The organism is Candidatus Pelagibacter sp. Uisw_092 (genome assembly GCF_047729545.1).
In the GTDB taxonomy this organism is placed as follows: Bacteria; Pseudomonadota; Alphaproteobacteria; order Pelagibacterales; family Pelagibacteraceae; genus Pelagibacter.
On sequence record NZ_CP159824.1, the window covers coordinates 758,208 to 775,728 of the forward strand.

Here is a 17,521-nt window from a genome sequence, read left to right on the forward strand (position 1 = left end):
TATAATGCAACCAGCATACTACGAAGATTTTAGTGAGATCAAAAATAAAATTTGGTCAATGCTGGATAATGCTATCAAAGATAGAGGTTCTCTATTTAGAATTCCAGTATTTATCTGTGGTGGCCAAGATGACTTTGATGGAAGAATTGTGGTCCTTAGAAAATCAGATCGAGAAAATAATTTTATCCAATACCATAGTGATATCAGATCAGATAAAATTGCTAAATTAAAATCAAATAAAAATGCAGCAATGTTATTTTATGACAAGGAAGAAAAAATCCAAGTTAGGCTTAAAGTTGAATGCATTGTTAATCATAAAAATGATATTACAAAACAGTCTTGGTTAAAAACAGGGCACATGAGTAGAAAATGTTATTTAGTTGATCATGGACCTGGAACATTATCTGAAACCCCTACTTCAGGGTTAAAACCTGAGTTAGATAATTTTGAATTCACTATGGAGCAAAGTGAGGCGGGCTATAAAAACTTTACTGTTATTCAATGTAAAATAAAAAGTATTGAGTGGCTTTATTTAGCAGCCAAAGGTCATCGTAGAGCTAGATTTGATTTAGAGAATAACAAAGATACCTGGTTAATTCCTTAAAAAATTGATTTAGAATATTTTTTCCAATTATCCTGATAATGAACAGCATTTTCAGTAATTGACTTTGCTTCATCATCACTAACTTGCCTTACGATTTTACCTGGTGAACCAACTACTAAAGAGTTATCAGGGATAACTTTGTTTTCTGGAACAAGTGCATTAGCTCCAATAATACAATTTCTACCAATCTTTGCTCCATTTAAAATAACAGCACCTATTCCAATTAAAGAATTATCTTCAATAATACAGCCATGAAGCATTACTAAATGACCAATAGTTACGTCTTTACCAATTTTTAATGGGTAGCCTGGATCAGTATGTAACACACTACCGTCTTGAATATTGGAGCCTTCACCAACATAAATATTTTCAACATCACCTCTTAAAGTAACATTAAACCAAATGCTCGTATTTTTTTCTAAAGTAACATCACCAATGATAGATGCGTTAGATGCAGACCAATTTTCACCTAAATTTTTAACTTTTTTATCTTCCAAATCATAAAACATAACTTATATATTATTATAACATGCCGTTAAAAACTCCAATATGTGATTTCGGACAAGCTGCTAAAAGCTTTGAATTAAAGTCCACTAATAACGAAATTATTAAATTAAATGACGTTAAAGGGATAAATGGAACTTTGGTTATGTTTATTTGTAATCACTGCCCTTACGTAAAAGCTGTTATTAAAGACATTGTTGAAGATTGCAAAAATTTAGAAAAGCTCGGAGTAAAAGCTGTGGCTATTTCAGCTAATGATCCAATAAATTATCCTGAAGATAGTTTTGAAAATATGATTGAATTTACTAAAAAACATCAGTTTAATTTCCCATATCTATTTGATGAAACTCAAAATGTTGCAAAAAGTTATGATGCAGTGTGCACTCCTGATTTTTTTGGATACAATAATGATTTAGCATTACAATACAGAGGCAGAATAAGAGAATTAGATAATTTAAAACTTGTAAGAAATGGTGATAGTGATTTATTTATTGCAATGAAACAAATAGCTGAGACGGGTAAAGGTCCTGAAACACAAGTTCCAAGTATTGGCTGTAGTATTAAATGGTTAGATAATTAATGTATTTAATAGTTACAAAAACATTTCCTCCAGAAGTGGGTGGTATGCAAAATTTAATGTGGGGGTTAGCGAATGAACTTTCAAAACACTATATGATAAAAGTATTTGCGGACTACCATGAAAATCATAAATTATTTGATGAACAGGTTTCTTTTTCAATAGAGCGAGTTGGTGGAATAAAGCTTCTTAGAAAATATAGAAAAGCACAACTCATTAACGAATTTATTAAGGCAAATAAAATTGATGGAATTATTGCAGATCATTGGAAAAGTTTGGAACACCTTAAAACAAATAAAAAGAAAATATGTTTGATCCATGGAAAAGAAATTAATCATGAAAAAGGTACTTCTCTTAATAAAAGAGTATTAGGTGTTTTAGATAATGTTGAAACCATCGTTGCAAATTCTGAATATACTAAAAATTTAGCTATTTCATTGGGGGTTCATCAAGATAAAATTACAGTTATTAACCCTGGTATTGATCCTATTGATGAATTAGATAAAAAAACCTTAGATAAAGTAGAAAATTTATTAAAACATAAGTCTCCTAGATTAATTACAGTCTCTAGATTTGATAAAAGAAAAAATCATGAAAAAGTAATCATGGCTCTTCGAAATTTAAAACAAATCTACCCAAGAATTGTCTATATTTGTGTGGGATATGGAGACGAAGAGGAAAACATAAAAAAGTTAGTAGCTGAATTAGGTCTTCAGCCACAAGTGATGTTTTTTAAAGATATCTCTAATGAATTAAAAAATGCACTAGTTGCTAAATCTGATATTTTTGTCATGCCATCCATTATTCATAAAAAATCTGTTGAAGGATTTGGTATCGCTTATGTTGAGGCTGCACAATATGGATTGCCCTCTCTTGGAGGAAAAGATGGGGGTGCAGCAGATGCAATCGAACATGAGAAAACAGGTTTAATATGTGATGGTAATGAATTAGATGAAGTTTATTCATCAATTAATTTAATGTTAGAAAATAATAAATTCCATGAGTATGGAAAAGCTGCCAAAGAAAATTCTGCTAAATTTAAGTGGAATACAATTATTGAAGAATATAAAAAAATTTTAAACTAGCTTTTTTTATTTTTAATTGTTTTATAAATTTGCCATCCAACAATTAGAATTGTAAATCCTATTATTGTAGCGGTAAGAGGTCTGTCCCATAAAAAAGTCCAAGACCCATCACTTATTAATAAAGATCTTCTTAAATTTTCTTCCATTAATCCACCAAGGACAAAGGCTAATATGAGCGGTGGCATTGGAAAATCGTATAAGCGCATAAAAGTTGCAACAACTGCAATCCCAATCATTAGATAAATATCAAAATTATTAAAAGACATTACATAAATTCCAGTAATTGAAAAAAATAGAATAAGTGGAATTAGATAGTTTTTAGGTACTGCGAGTATTCTTGCTATGTAAGGTATTAAAGGTAAGTTTAAAATAAGTAACACTACCATTCCTATATACATCGACATGATTACTGACCAAAAAATTTCAGGATTAGTTATATAAAGTCTAGGTCCTGGTTGAATTCCAAATCCTAATAAAGCACCAAGCATTACCGCAGTAGTTCCACTTCCAGGTATTCCTAAAGTTAGTAAAGGAACAAAGGCTCCAGAACACGCTGCATTGTTTGCAGTTTCTGGTGCAGTTAAACCATGAACGCTTCCCTTACCAAATTTTTCTTTTTCTTCATCACTAACAAAATTTCTTTCCATTCCATACGCTAAGAAGGACGCAATAGTTGCGCCAGCACCTGGTAAAACTCCAATTAAGAAACCAATAACTGAGTTTCGAGGAATAGCTTTTAACATTTTACCTCTCTCTTCTTTATTAATCTTAATTGAACCAAGTTCTGTTAATGAAACTTGTTTGGCAACAGCGGATGGATCATTTCGTTTTAAAATAATCGTTAAGGCTTCACTCATAGCAAAGGTTGCCATTACAACTAAAACGAAACTTATCCCATCAGATAAATTCATATTATTAAAAGTAAATCTTGTAATATCAGATAATGAATCTTGCCCTACTGACGCTAACATTAAACCTAAAACAACCATCATCATTGCTTTTAAAAATTGTCCTTTTGATGAGAAGGCTGCAATTGCTGTTAAACCTAAAATCATTAAAGCAAAATAATCTGGTGACCTGAAAGATAAACTTACTTTAGATAAACTGGGTGCAAGAAATAATAAATAAATTGAAGCAAGGGTTCCACCTGCAAAAGAACTCCAAGCAGCAATTGCTAAAGCTTTTCCAGCTTTACCTTGTTGAGCCATAGGATATCCATCAAATGATGTTGCAACAGTTCCAGGAACGCCTGGAGCATTTAATAAAATTGATGAAGTTGATCCACCAAATACTGCACCATAATAAACACCCGCCATTAAAATTAATCCAGTAGCTGGATCAAAACCATAAGTAATAGGTATCATTAATGCTATTGCTGTCATTGGCCCAAGACCGGGTAGCATTCCAATGATGGTTCCAAAAAAACAACCAATCATAACCATAAATATGTTTTGAAATGTAAGAGCTGTTTTTAAACCAATTAGAATTCCTTCAATCATCCCATAACTCCAATTAGTTTTAAAAATGGATCTCTTAAATAAATTTCAAGTACTCCATGTAAAAGGTACATAAAAGCTCCCACAAAAGGGAAAGAGAGTAAAAATATTAACTTCCACCTTCTCTCACCTAACGCATAATAAGAAGACGCTAGAAATAGAGAGGTAGTTAAGAAATAACCTACCTTTAATATAGTTGCTCCATAAATAATTGCTATAATCACTAGTATAGCAGTTTTCTTGTACTCTAAATTATTATGATCAACTTTAATGGTATTACGTTCTGGTAAAATAATTTTTAAACCAGAAAAAAATAAACCTGCATAACCTAAATAAATTGGAAATGTTCTGGCATTAAAAGGTGCATTTTCATCAAATGAAAAAACTTGAATTTGATACGCGATATATAAATAGAATGCTGAGAAAATAAAAAAGAGCAGTGATATAATTTTAGTAGTATTTATATTCACTGCTCTAATTTTTAAATAATCCTAAAGGATTATATAACTCCTAATTTCTTCATAAGAGCTGTCATTTCTACAGTTTGTGCATCTAAGAATTTAACAAAATCCTTATCTGAGTTATAAATATTAACCCAAGCATTTCTTTTTCTAACAGCTTCCCATTCAGGAGTTTTCATAACTTTACCTAACATTGCAGATAAAGCTTTTTTATCTTTATTACTCATATTTGGAGGTCCAAAAAATCCTCTCCAGTTTACGAACTGAACATCATATCCTTGTTCTTTTAGAGTTGGTGCATCCGGTGCATCAGCTACTCTTGAAGGAGCAGTAATACCAATAATTCTTACTTGGTCTCTTGCACCCATAAGTTCACCTAAACCTGTAGAGATAATTTGAGTTTCTCCAGATAAAAGTCCAGCTAACGCTTTTCCACCAGCATCATAAGGAATGTAAGCAACATCATTTGGATTAGCACCAGCAGCTTGGAAAGCTAAAGCACCAATTAAATGGTCCATACTTCCTCTTACTGATCCACCAGCCATTTTAATAGAGCTTGGATCCTTCTTATATGCATCAACTACATCTTTAAAGTTTTTATAAGGTGAGTCTTTTGCAACTGCAATCGCACCGTAGTCACCAATTACACCAGCGATCGGTGTAACATCTTTATAAGATAAAACTCCAGATCCTGAAACATAACCTTCGTGTCTAGTAATAGATCTTAAAACTAGCGGCGTAGATTGTACTAAAATTGTATTTTTAGGTTGAGTGTTAATCATGAAAGCTAAAGCTTTTCCACCACCACCACCTGACATATTTTCAAATGATGCACTTTTTAACATTCCTGATTTTGTTAAAGCTTCTCCAGTACCTCTAGCAGTTCCATCCCATCCACCACCAGCACCACCACCAATTACGAAATGGATTTTATCCATTGCGATTGAATTTGTTGCTGTTGCAGAGAATAATAGAATTGCTGAGAATAATACTGAAACTAATTTTTTAATGTTTTTCATTATATTCCTCTATTGTTAGTTTTTAATATTTGCAGTTAATTATACTATGGTCATGAAAGCAAGTTTTTGAATATAATGCAACTTAACGTTGATTTTCTTTCTTTAAGAAATAAGCAAGTGTTATCTCAAATATTTTATTAATAAAAAAAATAGATATCTTTAATTACGAGAGTTTCTTTTCTGTTATCTTTTTTAAGGTAAGTGATAAAAGAATATTTGTTAATGAAAAATTCTTCCATTCAATTTAATTCCTCTAATATTAAAGAATTAATTTCTAAAAAATTTTTATTAGTTATTTTAATTTCTATCCCGAGTGCAATTGTAGCTGACTATTTTAATATCCCGTTAGCGTGGATGCTTGGTCCTATGATTGCAGTTTCTGTTGCAGCATTAAGTGGAATAAAAATTAAAATGCCAAAACTAGCTTTAAGCTCAATATTAATAATTCTCGGCCTTCATATTGGAAATTACATAGATCAAAATTTAATCAATCAAATGACTGAATGGGTGTGGACTTCAATAATAATGTTTGTCTATATTTTAATAAGTATTTTAATTGTATCTAAATATTTACAAAAATTTTCAGGCTATAATATCAAAACTTCTATTTTTTCAGCAGCACCGGGTGCTTTAGGTCCTTTAATGATATTGGCTGAACATGAAAAATCTGACTTATCACAAGTTGCTACATCACATTTAATTAGGTTAATTATAATAATAACTGTCATTCCCTTTTTTGTTGTTAACTATTCAACAAATGAAGCTCTAACAATTGAAAAATTTGATTATCTTGATCAAAACCATTTTCATCTTTTAATCCTCTTAATAGGCTCAATATTATTAATTTTCTTATTTGATAAAATTGGTGTGCCTGCTGCATTATTATCTGGGACATTAGTTGCTAGTGGAATTTTGCAAATAACTGAAGTTGCCTCTTACAAGCTACCAGATGAAAGTATAAATTTTTGTTTACTTATTTTGGGTGCCTCTGTGGGTTGTCGTTTTGCTGACAAATCATTAAAAGAAGTTGCAGGTAATTCGTTCCATAGTCTGGTTGCAACTGTAATACTTGTAACACTTGGATTGTTAGCTGCAATTGTTGCAACATACTTTGTTGATACTAATTTCTTAACTCTACTCTTATCTTTTTCTCCAGGTGGAATTTATGAAGTAGCAGTTATTGCAATAGCTTTTGATTTAGACCCTAACTTTGTGGCATTTCATCATATTATTAGATTGCTAATGATACTCTTCACTGTTCCTATAATATTAAAAATTATTGGTAAGAAATTAAATTAATATTTTTCCTAACACTTTACCTGCGCTTAGTTTTCCTAAATCATCAACCTGTATTGCTTTAAAGTTTTCTCGCTCAATACTAACTTTAAAAGCTGTTGTGTGTTTACCAAATAAAGTCAAACCTTTTACTCCAAGATGAGCAGTCATGTGAGCTGGGCCTGTATCATTTGCAATAACAAATGAACTTTCTTTAATCAAACTTGCAAGCTGAGAGATATCAAGAGCTTTACCATTGTCTAGGATTGAAACAGCATTAATATTTTTTGCATCATCAATTTCAGATGGTCCAGGCGCCACAACAACTTTGATTTGATCTCCATATTTATTTTTAATTAACTCTATTAGTTCATTGTAATAAGGCCATTTTTTATGAGTTAGATGAGCTGAACAAAAAGGAAATAAAACAATATATTTATCTAATTTAAATTCTTGTTTAATGTTGTCAATGTTAGTGATAGCCCAACTAAAGTTTGGCTTCATTGTATGCTCAGTTTTAATTCCAGAAGTTTTTAGTTGGTGGTTAAATCTATCTAGAACTGGGTTTTTATCAAATTTATCTTTTGAAATGTTGCTTGGTAAAGTAGTTTCTGAACTAGACCAAGTGTTAAAATTTGCTTTTAGAAATAAAATATTTTTATAAAATTTTGTTCTAGATGAGTTTTGTAAATCGTAAACTTTTTTTATATTCTGTTTCTTTAAAGTTCTCATCAATAAATATAGATAAATTAAATTAAATCTTGATAAGCGTTTGTCTAAAATAACATTATGTACATATGGGTTTTTTTTAAATAATTCAAAATAGGGTTTTGTTGTTAATATATATATTTGATCTTCTGGGTGGTTTTCAGAAATGTCTTGAATTGCACCACAAGCTTGGGCTATATCTCCTAAAGAACCATGTTTGATAATTAAAATATTAGACATATTTCTAACAACTTAACATAGTATAAATTTTTATGAATAAAATTCTAGTTGAAGTATCTGTGGGTGAACTTTTAGATAAAATTTCGATTTTAGAGATTAAACAAGAAAAAATTAAAGATCCTGAAAAACTAAAATTTATTAATGATGAACATGGTATTTTAAAAGATCAATTAGATAACAATGTTAAATCTGATGAAAAACTTAATACACTTTTTAAGTCACTAAAGGATATTAATGCAAAGTTATGGGTGATTGAAGATGACAAAAGATTGTGTGAAAAAAATTCTGATTTTACTGAAAACTTTATAAAACTTTCAAGAGATGTTCATTTTTTAAATGATGATCGAGCTAAGATTAAGCTAGAGATGAATAATCACACAGGCTCTAAGATTAAAGAAATTAAAGAATATATTTCCTATTGAAAACTATATTTTTTTTCTAAATATTTTATCAAGTTGTGAATGATAAAAGTCATAAATAAATAAATTCCACCTGCTAAAAGAAACACCTCTAAAGGTTTATAAGTCGTTGATACAATATGTTTTGCAACACCTGTGATATCCATTAACGTTACCGTGCTTGCAAGGGATGTGCCTTTCATCATTAATATAATTTCATTACCATAAGCTGGTAAAGATTGTCTGATCGCTACTGGAATTTGAATCTTATATAAAATAATTTTACTTGATATCCCTAAACTTTTACCCGCTTCAATTATTCCAGGTTTAATAGTTTGAAAAGCAGATCTTAAAATTTCTGAAGTATAAGCTCCCGTATTTAAAGCAAACGCAATGATTGCACACCAATACGGCTCTTTTAAAACCACCCAGAGAAATGTTGATCTTAACCACTCAATGTTTCCTAATCCAAAATAGATTATAAATATTTGAACTAGTAAAGGAGTTCCTCTAAATAAATAAGAATACCCATAAGCAAACTTATTTATAAATGGGTTTTTATTTAATCTTAAAACTGCAAATAAAAATCCAATAAATAAACCAATGATTAATGATGCTGATAATAACTTTAAAGTTATAACTGCAGCACTTAGAAGTTTTGGCAAACTTGTTATCATTAAATCAAGATCCATTAAAAGCCCCTACTGTATTTAACTTCAAGTCTATTAATTAACTTCATGCTCAAAAATGTTAGCATCAAATATAAAACTGCAGCAAAACAATAAAAAAACAAAGGATCTCTAGTTGAACCTGCTGCAATATAAGATTGTCTCATGATCTCAACTAAACCAGTAACAGATATTAAAGATGTGTCTTTTAGAGTGATTTGCCAAACATTACTTAAGTTTGGAATAGCAAGTCTTAACATTTGAGGTAAAATTATTTTATAAAATTGTACAAATTTACTAACCCCCAAAACTTTGGCAGCTTCAAATTGACCTTTATCTATTGATTGGATGGCTCCTCTAAATACTTCCGTTGAATAAGCGCCCGATATAATGCCGATTGCAACTGAACCCGTAATAAATGCGTTAATTTCTATGTATTCGAAGTATCCAAAAATTGAGGCAACGTACATTATGGCTCCACTTCCTCCAAAAAAGAAAAGGTAGATTACTAATAATTCTGGAACCCCTCTGATAACTGTCGTGTACGTATTGCCAATAAAATTTAAAAATTTATTATTTGATAATTTTAACGGCGTAAAGATTAATGAAAATACAAAACCAATTAACATTGCAGTAACTGCCACTGCAATTGTCATTAGAGTTGCATAAAACAACTCATCTCCCCAGCCTGTTTTTCCGAATGATAAAAGGTCCATATCGAAAGGGCGACTAAATAAATAGTCGCCTTTTCAAAATATTATTTACATAGAAGCGTCAAAGCCAAAATGCTTGATTGCAAGTTTACTAATAACTCCATCTTTTCTTGCTTGATCAATGGCTTTATTAAAAGCTTTTAAAAGTTCAGCATCTCTTTCTCCTAGTGTTCCACCTAATTGAGAAGCTTGTCTTAACCCAACTCCAACACCATTACCAAAAGCGCCCCCTGAAAAAGTAGGTCCAACTAACACAACTGATTTACCTGATTTATCAGCATAATCAGTGAATGCAACTGCTGCAGCTAATGCAACATCACATCTGCCAGATGTTAAGTCTAAATTTACTTCATCTTGAGTTTTGTAAGTTCTAACTTTTACTTTACCTACATCACCAGACTCTAAAAAGTTTTGATGAATAGTTCCTGTCTGAGTACAAACAGTTTTTCCAGCAAGAGCAGCAGTTAAAGTTTTAAGAGATTTTTTAACACCCCCACCACCTAAAGATAAATTAATACCATCTGGCGTATCCATACTTTCTAAACTTGAACCTTTCATTACTGCAAAAGATCCTACTTCATCAGCATAACCTTGTGAGAATGTTATAACTTTTTTTCTCTCATCAGTGATTGACATTCCAGCCATGATTGCATCAAATTTTCTCATTTGAAGAGCTGGTATCATTCCATCCCAGTCTTGTTCAACAACTTCACATTGTCTTCCAATGTATCTGCACAGTGAATATGCTAATTCAACTTCAAAACCAATAAGTTTGCCAGATGCATCCTTAGAGTTCCAGGGTGGGTAAGCACCTTCTGTTCCAATCCTAATCTTATCAGATGCATAAACATTTCCAATAATCAATAAAGAAGCTAGAACAGTTAAAATTGTTTTTTTAAATATATTCATTTTTTTCCTCCATAAATTTAGGGGAGAAATCCCCCTGAAACATATTTATTTCATAAATTTAATAATTAAAAAAGAAAATTTTAATGATTTATTGAAGAAGAAAAGTTCCAAGAACAGTCAAAACTTGGGATATAAACCCTATCTAGAGTTGTGTTACCAAAATTTTTGTTAAAAACATCAAGCCATTTTTCAACTTGTTCTGGTTTTTTGTCTTGGCTGCCAACCTGGGCAGTAATTACACCGTTTGGTTTTAATATTCTAATTAACGAATCCATATTTTTTGCAGCAAGGTCTATGCAAAATTGATCATCATTGAGATCTACAAAAATTTTGTCATACTTGTCGTCTTCAACAGACTTTATGCTTTCAAAAGCGTCACCCCAAATACATTTAATTGAATTTTTTTCAGTTGCTTTATTTCCGATACTACCTAAATGCTTATTACAAACATCAACAACTTCTGAGTCTAACTCATACCAATCAATAAAATCAAAACCTTTGGACATGCATTCTCTTGCAACACCACCATCACCTCCACCGATAATTGCAGCTGTTCCCATATCTTTATTTAACTTTAATGCAGCATTCACAAAAGTTGAGCTATACAAAACTTCATCATTTGTTGCTACCTGAATTTCATTATCAATAAATAGAGATTTACCAAATTGTTCTAAGTCTAATATTTCTATGTGCTGACCAACTTTAGACTTAAAATCTTCTAAAACCTCATTTACCACATAGGATTTTTGTAAGCCTGGTGAGCTATAAATGTCATGATATAAAGATTTAGTGTCTCTATTAAATTCTTTAATAACAATTCTTTTATGTTTGAATTCTTTTTTAATTATTTCTAAAGCAATAGATGGGTTAACTTTTCCACAGGTAAAAAAATCAAAACTAATAATTCCTTTTTCAGGAAATGTGTGAAAGCTAATGTGACTTTCTGCTAACAAAGCAAGTATAGTAAAACCTTGTGGTTCAAATTTATATTTAGAAATTTCAAGAATTGTAACTTCTGCAGCTTTTGCAATTTTTTGGATAATGCTCTCGTATACAGAGGGGTCATACTCTTGAGTAGTGCCAATGATGTCTAAAGTTATATGCTTACCTACTTTAGTCATAAAAATTATCCCTCATATAATTTTTTGTTAATATTAATCTCGAAAAGTTTTATATAGGGGTAATGACAATTTTCAACAATTAATCATTTATATTAGATTTTATTTTTTTATTAATAAAGAGATTTGCCTAATCTTTCTTAGAATTATTATGCTTTTTTCTGATTTTGTTGATTACTTGGTTTATATGTTTAATTAAATTTGGTAAAATTAGAGTGAATTATCATTAATAAATTTAGAAAAAGCGTTCGCACCTAATATTAAATTTTTATTCCAATCAATATTGGCATTTTCATCGGCATTATCAGATATATATTTAAAACATCTAAATTCAATATTTTCCAACATGCAAACTTTAGCTATAGCGTAAGCCTCCATATCAACTACATCAACCTTCATATCAATCTTTTTATTAACAAAACTGTCCCCTGTTCCACAAGAATGTCCGTTTTGAGAAATGATTATTTCTTTAATCTTATCAAAAGGTGTTTCTCCCAACTTAAAACCTAATCCCCTAACATCCATATCTCTTTGATAAAATTTAGTACACTCAACAATTCCTTTTAATTGATTGTTAACAGCTCCACCAGTACCATAGTTGATAATTATTTTTGGTTCATAAATGTTGATTAACTTTAACGTGTTGTAAGTTGCATTAATTTTTCCAACTCCAGTATGATTAAAATAGTCTAATCCAATAGTTTCTTCTTTAATTGCTGCAAGAAATAATTTGTTCATAGATTTTTTTTATCAAAGATATAAATATATTAATACTATGAATTTAAAAAATTATATTAGATCAATTCAAGATTATCCAAAAAAAGGAATTTTATTTAGAGATATAACAACTCTAATTGAAAATGAGCTTGCTTTTGTAGAATGCATTAATCAAATAATTGAAAGATCAAAAAAATATGAAATAGATAAAATTGCTGCTATTGAGTCAAGAGGCTTTGTTTTTGCTTCTGCAGTTTCTTATCTACTTAAAAAACCTTTTATTATGTTTAGAAAAAAAAATAAACTTCCTGCTGAAACACATTCTGTTGATTTTGAACTGGAGTATGGAAAGGCAACTATTGAAGTTCATAAAGACTCAATTAATAAAAATGATTCTGTTTTAATTATAGATGATTTAATAGCAACTGGTGGTACAGCTGAGGCTGCAGCTAAACTAGTAGAAATATCAGGTGGAAAAGTTACAGCTTTTATTTTTGTAATCAATCTATTTGATTTAGATGGTTCAGATAACTTGATAAAAAAAGATTATAATGTAGAAAACTTAATGAGTTTTCCTGGTCATTGATATTTATTATCAACCCTATACCAAGATTTTTTTCCTGTCATTGAATTAAATAAACCTAAAAATCTACATAAATATTTATTCTTCATATTCTGATTTATTAAAAGAGTATAAAAAATTATCTTAAATATTGCTTTAATCATTTTACCACTTGTTTTTTTAAGAGCAAAAAAATAACCATAATTTTTTTTGTAGTAATAGAAGGTAGACCACATCCAGTGCCATTCTCTAAGTTTCTCTGAATCTATTTTTGTTTTTAAGCTAGATCCAATGGAGCTTTTGTTACCTAGGTGTTCTATTAATAAATCCTCAGCTCTAAAAATATTTCCTTTAATCAATCCTATACTTCTACATAGATCAATTTCCTCAAAGTATAGGAAAAAGTTTTCGTCAAAAATTTTTTTTGTTTTAAATTTTTTTAGATTAATAAGCATCATACATCCTACAATCCAATCAACTTTAACCAAAGATTGTAAACCATTATTTGAATTAGGAAATTCATAACTTTTATAAAATTTTTTTTCATTTTCCTTAAACATGCCTGATGATGTGTAAGTTTCATCCTTATAATAAGTGCTTCCTATAATTGTAAAATCTAAACTATGATCAAGATATTTTTTTAAATTATCAAAAAAAGTCTTATGAAAAACTATATCTGGATTAGCAACAATCACGTAGTCTGTATCTACTAAATTGAAACCATAGTTATTTCCAGCTCCATACCCTAAATTTTTTCCAGTGTAGTGTATTGACAATCTTTTATTTTCTTTAGCTAAAAAAAGATCCTCTTTTTCTTAATTGAATTTTCTATGATTTTAATTTTAACATTCTTATCTACAGAGTTAATACAGTTTTTTAATATTACAGGGTCAGTTTTATAAGTGACTATGACGACAGTAAGTTTTTCTAAATTGTTCATTAAATATTAAACTAAAATATATACTTTTTTTAATTTTAATGTAGAAATTTTATAATGAAAAATATTATTGTAACAGGTGGTCTTGGATTTATTGGAAGCAATTTAATAGAATTGTTGATTACAAAGAAATTTAATGTAATAAATCTAGATAAAATTACCTATTCATCAAATTTCTATAATACAAAAGAATATAAAAAAAAAATTAATTACAAATTTATTCAATGTGATCTAAATAACAAAAGCAAACTTGAAAAAATTATCTTTAATTATAAACCTATTGGTATTTTTAATTTAGCTGCTGAAACTCACGTGGACAGATCAATTGATAATCCTAAAAATTTTATAAATAGTAATATATTAGGAGTTTTTAATTTACTGGAGATTTTTAAAAAATATTCAAAAGTTAATATTAAGTCAAGATTAATCCATATTTCAACAGATGAAGTTTATGGAGATATTTTAAAAGGTAGATCAAATGAAGAATTCCCCTATAAGCCTAGCTCCCCTTATGCTGCTAGTAAGGCTGCCTCTGATCACTTAGTTTATTCTTATGTAAGAACTTACAATATTCCAGCATTAGTAACTAATTGTTCTAACAACTATGGTCCAAAACAACATCCTGAAAAATTGATACCAAAATTAATTTATAATATTTTGAATAACAAAAGTTTACCCATTTATGGAAATGGAAAAAATTCACGTGAGTGGATTTATGTAAAAGATCATTGTGAAGCACTACTGAAGGTTTTTCAAAAAGGTACGATTGGTGAGTTTTATAATATTGGATCTAATAAAAATTTGAATAATCTTGAAATTTGTAAAGCCCTGATAAAAGTTGCCAAAAATACAATTACAATTGGTTCTAAGGTTAAAATTAAATTTATTAAAGATCGTCCAGGTCATGATATAAGATATGCTTTAGATAGTAAAAAAATTTTAAAAAAACTAAAATGGAAAAGTAATACAAACTTTGAGAAAGGTTTAAAAAAAACTTTTTTATGGTACCTAAATAATAATGATTATTATAAATCTATTTCAAAAAAAGATATTATCAAAAGGTTGGGAGCAAAATGATTAAAAAAGGAATAATACTTGCTGGCGGAATGGGGACAAGAATGAGTCCTTTAACAAAGGCAGTTAACAAACAGCTTCTGCCAATTTATGATAAGCCTTTGATTTTTTATCCACTCTCTATTTTGATGCTTGCTAAAATTAAAGATATTTTAATAATTGTCAATAAAGGCCAGTTAAATCAATATAAAAAATTAATACCTAATGGAAACAACTTGGGCATTAAGATTACTTATATAGAGCAGGACAAACCTAGGGGGTTACCTGATGCTTTTGTTTTGGGCGAAAAATTTATTGGTAAAGATAATGTTGCGATGATTCTTGGTGACAATTTTTTCTATGGCCAAAATCTGACTGCTAAATTAATAAATTGCACTAAAATTAAAGATGGCGCTAAGATAATTCTTCATACCGTCCAAACACCTGAGTTATTTGGTGTGGCTAAAGTTAATAAAAATAATAAGATTTTACAAATAAAAGAAAAACCAAAAAAATTCATCTCAAATCATGCAATCACTGGATTGTATTTTTTTGATAATAAAGTTGTACAATATTCAAAAAACCTAAAAACTTCTAAAAGAGGTGAAGTAGAAATTATTGATTTACTATTAAAATATAAAAAAAATAACAAGTTGTCAGCAGACTTTATTGGGCGTGGTGGAGCATGGCTCGATACGGGGTCTATTGATGATTATTATAAGACTATTGCTTTTGTCCAGGCAATTGAAAACCGCCAAGGATTTAAGATTGCCTGTATTGAAGAAATAGCATTGAATAATAATTGGATAGATAAAAAAGAAATCTTAAACTCAGTAAAATTTTATGGCAATTGCAGCTACTCAAAATATCTTAAAAACTTAATATAATGTTAAACAAGGCAGTTATAACAGGAGGTGATGGTCGTTTTGCACAGGTTTTAAAGAATATCAATAAAAAAAAATTAAATATTTTTTATCCTAATAAAAAGGAATTAAATATTTTAGATACTACTTCTATAACAAAGTACTTAAAAAAAAATAAACCAACCCATGTTATACATGCAGCTGCTCTGTCTAGACCTATGAATATTCATGATCAGCATATTTCAAAGAGTATAGACATGAATATAATAGGCACGTGTAATATTGTTAAAGTCTGTTCTAAACTTAAAATTAAACTTATATATTTTTCTACAGGCTATGTTTACGAAGGGAAAAAAGGTAACTACAAAGAAGATGATCCCATAAAACCTATAAATAATTATGCTTGGTCAAAATTAGGTGGGGAGTGTGCTGTTGCAATGTATAAAAATTCTTTAATTTTACGAATTACAATGTGTGAAAAGCCATTTATTCATAAGCATGCTTTTCACGACGTTATCACTAATTTTATATTTCATGAGGAAGTTGCAAAAATTATCCCAAAAATTTTAGATAAAAAAGGGATATTAAATGTGGGTGGTAAAACTCAATCAATTTATTCCTTTGCTAAAAAATTTAATAAAGATGTCAAAAAGAAATCTGCAAAAGGGATATTTCCCAAAAACCCTTCAATGAATACAGTAAAATTAAAAAAAATAGTAAAGTGGTAGCGGGAAGTGGAATCGAACCACTGACCTCAGGCTTATGAGTCCTGCGCTCTAACCGACTGAGCTACCCCGCCACTTAATTATCGTTGATTTATAATAGATTTTTATTTTAGTGCAATCAAGTTTTTCCCTGATTTCCTTGCTGACTGAGTCAAGAGTGTGTCAAGAATATATGGCTTTTTAGTGAGTCAAGATTTAAGCTAACGTAAAGAAATTATGAAAAAGATTTTAGGGGTCATGATTCTAGGATTGTTTTGGTGCAATGTTGTTTTTGCTGATCTAATTTTGTTTTGTAAGCAAGAGGTTAGGTTAATTATTGAAAAAGATAATAGTGAAACCATTAATATGAAACAGGATTGGAAATTTGTAATAACTGAAACTGAGATAATTGTTCCTGGCTTTGAAGTTATGTATAAAGAGCTTATGAGAAAGAACTATTCTGAAACCTCATATTATGCTTCAGATAAAATGGTTGCTGATGAATCATTTATAGCATTTCACACTTATATCAAAATTAGTAGAACCACAGGTGAAGGTTATATTTCACAAACTATTGCTAATACGACGACAAAACAGCCATTTATTTGCTCAACCAAAGAACCCAAATTATTATTTTAATTATAAATAAAGATATAGCTTGCAGCTACTAATCCATTTTTATAAGGTTTTGTATGAATAAAATAAAAGCAATTATAATTGGAGTAGCCATTTTAGTATCAATGGCGTTCCCTTCTATGGTAGCCAATTCCGCTGTAACTTGTTTTAAATCTGGTGAGCAAACATCAGGTATGAATAAAATTTGTTATTACAATTGCATGGGCTCTACTGCAGCAATTACAATATCTGCAGTTAAACTTTGTCCATTAACCATAAGACAATAAAAATAACT

21 protein-coding genes, 1 tRNA gene and 1 pseudogene are annotated in these 17,521 nt (G+C 29.6%); 11 read left to right on the plus strand and 12 right to left on the minus strand.

The window, feature by feature from the left end:
- Nucleotides 1-4: 4 nt before the first annotated feature.
- Nucleotides 5-604, plus strand: a complete 600-nt coding sequence (locus tag ABXT63_RS04200) for a pyridoxamine 5'-phosphate oxidase family protein (protein WP_415320326.1) — start codon at nucleotides 5-7, stop codon at nucleotides 602-604.
- On the opposite strand, the gene ABXT63_RS04205 is transcribed toward ABXT63_RS04200, so the two are convergent.
- Nucleotides 601-1,113: a gamma carbonic anhydrase family protein gene (locus tag ABXT63_RS04205; protein ID WP_415320328.1), complete on the minus strand. Its 513-nt coding sequence runs from the start codon at nucleotides 1,111-1,113 to the stop codon at nucleotides 601-603. The two genes, ABXT63_RS04200 and ABXT63_RS04205, sit on opposite strands and share 4 nt — an antisense overlap.
- Before the next feature lie 20 nt (nucleotides 1,114-1,133).
- On the opposite strand from ABXT63_RS04205, the gene ABXT63_RS04210 reads away from it, so the two are divergent.
- Together ABXT63_RS04210 and ABXT63_RS04215 are read left to right on the plus strand one after the other, a co-directional pair.
- Nucleotides 1,134-1,688 carry a thioredoxin family protein gene (locus ABXT63_RS04210; RefSeq protein ID WP_415320330.1) on the plus strand — a complete coding sequence of 185 codons (555 nt, stop codon included), beginning with the start codon at nucleotides 1,134-1,136 and terminating at the stop codon, nucleotides 1,686-1,688.
- Nucleotides 1,688-2,770 carry a glycosyltransferase family 4 protein gene (locus ABXT63_RS04215; RefSeq protein WP_415320332.1) on the plus strand — a complete coding sequence of 361 codons (1,083 nt, stop codon included), beginning with the start codon at nucleotides 1,688-1,690 and terminating at the stop codon, nucleotides 2,768-2,770. Before ABXT63_RS04210 ends, ABXT63_RS04215 begins: the two co-directional genes overlap by 1 nt.
- On the opposite strand, the gene ABXT63_RS04220 is transcribed toward ABXT63_RS04215, so the two are convergent.
- The 3 genes from ABXT63_RS04220 to ABXT63_RS04230 are packed head-to-tail and all read right to left on the minus strand — an operon-like array spanning nucleotide 2,767 to nucleotide 5,746.
- Nucleotides 2,767-4,269 (minus strand): tripartite tricarboxylate transporter permease, encoded by a 1,503-nt coding sequence (locus ABXT63_RS04220; RefSeq protein WP_415320334.1) that lies wholly within the window; start codon nucleotides 4,267-4,269, stop codon nucleotides 2,767-2,769. The genes ABXT63_RS04215 and ABXT63_RS04220 overlap by 4 nt on opposite strands.
- On the minus strand, nucleotides 4,266-4,736 hold the full coding sequence (locus ABXT63_RS04225; RefSeq protein ID WP_415289891.1) for a tripartite tricarboxylate transporter TctB family protein: 471 nt from the start codon (nucleotides 4,734-4,736) through the stop codon (nucleotides 4,266-4,268). The genes ABXT63_RS04220 and ABXT63_RS04225 overlap by 4 nt, the downstream gene beginning before the upstream one ends.
- 29 nt (nucleotides 4,737-4,765) lie before the next feature.
- Nucleotides 4,766-5,746, minus strand: a complete 981-nt coding sequence (locus ABXT63_RS04230; RefSeq protein WP_415320336.1) for a tripartite tricarboxylate transporter substrate binding protein — start codon at nucleotides 5,744-5,746, stop codon at nucleotides 4,766-4,768.
- A gap of 222 nt (nucleotides 5,747-5,968) precedes the next feature.
- Between ABXT63_RS04230 and ABXT63_RS04235 the strand changes: the two genes are divergently transcribed.
- Nucleotides 5,969-7,045: an AbrB family transcriptional regulator gene (locus ABXT63_RS04235; protein ID WP_415320338.1), complete on the plus strand. Its 1,077-nt coding sequence runs from the start codon at nucleotides 5,969-5,971 to the stop codon at nucleotides 7,043-7,045.
- Here ABXT63_RS04235 and ABXT63_RS04240 read toward each other — a convergent pair.
- Entirely contained in the window at nucleotides 7,037-7,969 is a 933-nt protein-coding gene (locus ABXT63_RS04240; protein ID WP_415320340.1) for a glycosyltransferase family 9 protein, read from the minus strand. The genes ABXT63_RS04235 and ABXT63_RS04240 overlap by 9 nt on opposite strands.
- Nucleotides 7,970-8,001: 32 nt before the next feature.
- Between ABXT63_RS04240 and ABXT63_RS04245 the strand changes: the two genes are divergently transcribed.
- A complete protein-coding gene (locus ABXT63_RS04245) occupies nucleotides 8,002-8,391 on the plus strand; it encodes a DUF6165 family protein (protein ID WP_415320342.1) in 390 nt (129 codons plus the stop codon).
- Here the strand turns inward: ABXT63_RS04245 and ABXT63_RS04250 are convergent.
- The 5 genes from ABXT63_RS04250 to ABXT63_RS04270 form a co-directional block, all read right to left on the minus strand.
- Complete coding sequence (locus ABXT63_RS04250; protein WP_415320344.1) at nucleotides 8,385-9,059, minus strand: ABC transporter permease; 675 nt, start codon at nucleotides 9,057-9,059, stop codon at nucleotides 8,385-8,387. The genes ABXT63_RS04245 and ABXT63_RS04250 overlap by 7 nt on opposite strands.
- Nucleotides 9,059-9,751: an ABC transporter permease gene (locus ABXT63_RS04255; RefSeq protein ID WP_415320345.1), complete on the minus strand. Its 693-nt coding sequence runs from the start codon at nucleotides 9,749-9,751 to the stop codon at nucleotides 9,059-9,061. The genes ABXT63_RS04250 and ABXT63_RS04255 overlap by 1 nt, the downstream gene beginning before the upstream one ends.
- 45 nt (nucleotides 9,752-9,796) lie before the next feature.
- A complete protein-coding gene (locus tag ABXT63_RS04260) occupies nucleotides 9,797-10,657 on the minus strand; it encodes a transporter substrate-binding domain-containing protein (RefSeq protein WP_415320347.1) in 861 nt (286 codons plus the stop codon).
- Nucleotides 10,658-10,737: 80 nt separating this feature from the next.
- Nucleotides 10,738-11,778, minus strand: a complete 1,041-nt coding sequence (gene speD, locus ABXT63_RS04265; RefSeq protein WP_415320349.1) for an adenosylmethionine decarboxylase — start codon at nucleotides 11,776-11,778, stop codon at nucleotides 10,738-10,740.
- A gap of 207 nt (nucleotides 11,779-11,985) precedes the next feature.
- Complete coding sequence (locus ABXT63_RS04270; protein ID WP_415320351.1) at nucleotides 11,986-12,513, minus strand: 5'-methylthioadenosine nucleosidase; 528 nt, start codon at nucleotides 12,511-12,513, stop codon at nucleotides 11,986-11,988.
- Nucleotides 12,514-12,550: 37 nt separating this feature from the next.
- Here ABXT63_RS04270 and ABXT63_RS04275 point away from each other — a divergent pair, with 37 nt between their 5' ends.
- The gene (locus ABXT63_RS04275) at nucleotides 12,551-13,078 is read left to right on the plus strand and encodes an adenine phosphoribosyltransferase (RefSeq protein WP_415320353.1); all 528 of its coding nucleotides are present in this window, start codon (nucleotides 12,551-12,553) and stop codon (nucleotides 13,076-13,078) included.
- Here the strand turns inward: ABXT63_RS04275 and ABXT63_RS04280 are convergent.
- Nucleotides 13,072-13,836: pseudogene (locus ABXT63_RS04280) on the minus strand (glycosyltransferase); the annotation flags it as partial. The gene ABXT63_RS04275 and the pseudogene ABXT63_RS04280 overlap by 7 nt on opposite strands.
- Before the next feature lie 212 nt (nucleotides 13,837-14,048).
- Here ABXT63_RS04280 and rfbB point away from each other — a divergent pair.
- From rfbB to ABXT63_RS04295, 3 genes are read left to right on the plus strand one after another with little or no spacing between them, the layout of a single operon-like run.
- Entirely contained in the window at nucleotides 14,049-15,068 is a 1,020-nt protein-coding gene (gene rfbB, locus ABXT63_RS04285) for a dTDP-glucose 4,6-dehydratase (RefSeq protein ID WP_415320355.1), read from the plus strand.
- Nucleotides 15,065-15,931: a sugar nucleotidyltransferase gene (locus ABXT63_RS04290; protein WP_415320357.1), complete on the plus strand. Its 867-nt coding sequence runs from the start codon at nucleotides 15,065-15,067 to the stop codon at nucleotides 15,929-15,931. Before rfbB ends, ABXT63_RS04290 begins: the two co-directional genes overlap by 4 nt.
- Complete coding sequence (locus ABXT63_RS04295; RefSeq protein ID WP_415320359.1) at nucleotides 15,931-16,635, plus strand: sugar nucleotide-binding protein; 705 nt, start codon at nucleotides 15,931-15,933, stop codon at nucleotides 16,633-16,635. The genes ABXT63_RS04290 and ABXT63_RS04295 overlap by 1 nt, the downstream gene beginning before the upstream one ends.
- Here ABXT63_RS04295 and ABXT63_RS04300 read toward each other — a convergent pair.
- Nucleotides 16,630-16,706 (minus strand) — tRNA-Met (locus ABXT63_RS04300). The two genes, ABXT63_RS04295 and ABXT63_RS04300, sit on opposite strands and share 6 nt — an antisense overlap.
- A 142-nt stretch (nucleotides 16,707-16,848) precedes the next feature.
- Between ABXT63_RS04300 and ABXT63_RS04305 the strand changes: the two genes are divergently transcribed.
- Nucleotides 16,849-17,250, plus strand: a complete 402-nt coding sequence (locus ABXT63_RS04305; RefSeq protein WP_415320361.1) for a hypothetical protein — start codon at nucleotides 16,849-16,851, stop codon at nucleotides 17,248-17,250.
- Between the two features lie 53 nt (nucleotides 17,251-17,303).
- Complete coding sequence (locus ABXT63_RS04310) at nucleotides 17,304-17,513, plus strand: hypothetical protein (protein WP_415320362.1); 210 nt, start codon at nucleotides 17,304-17,306, stop codon at nucleotides 17,511-17,513.
- Nucleotides 17,514-17,521 lie beyond the last annotated feature (8 nt).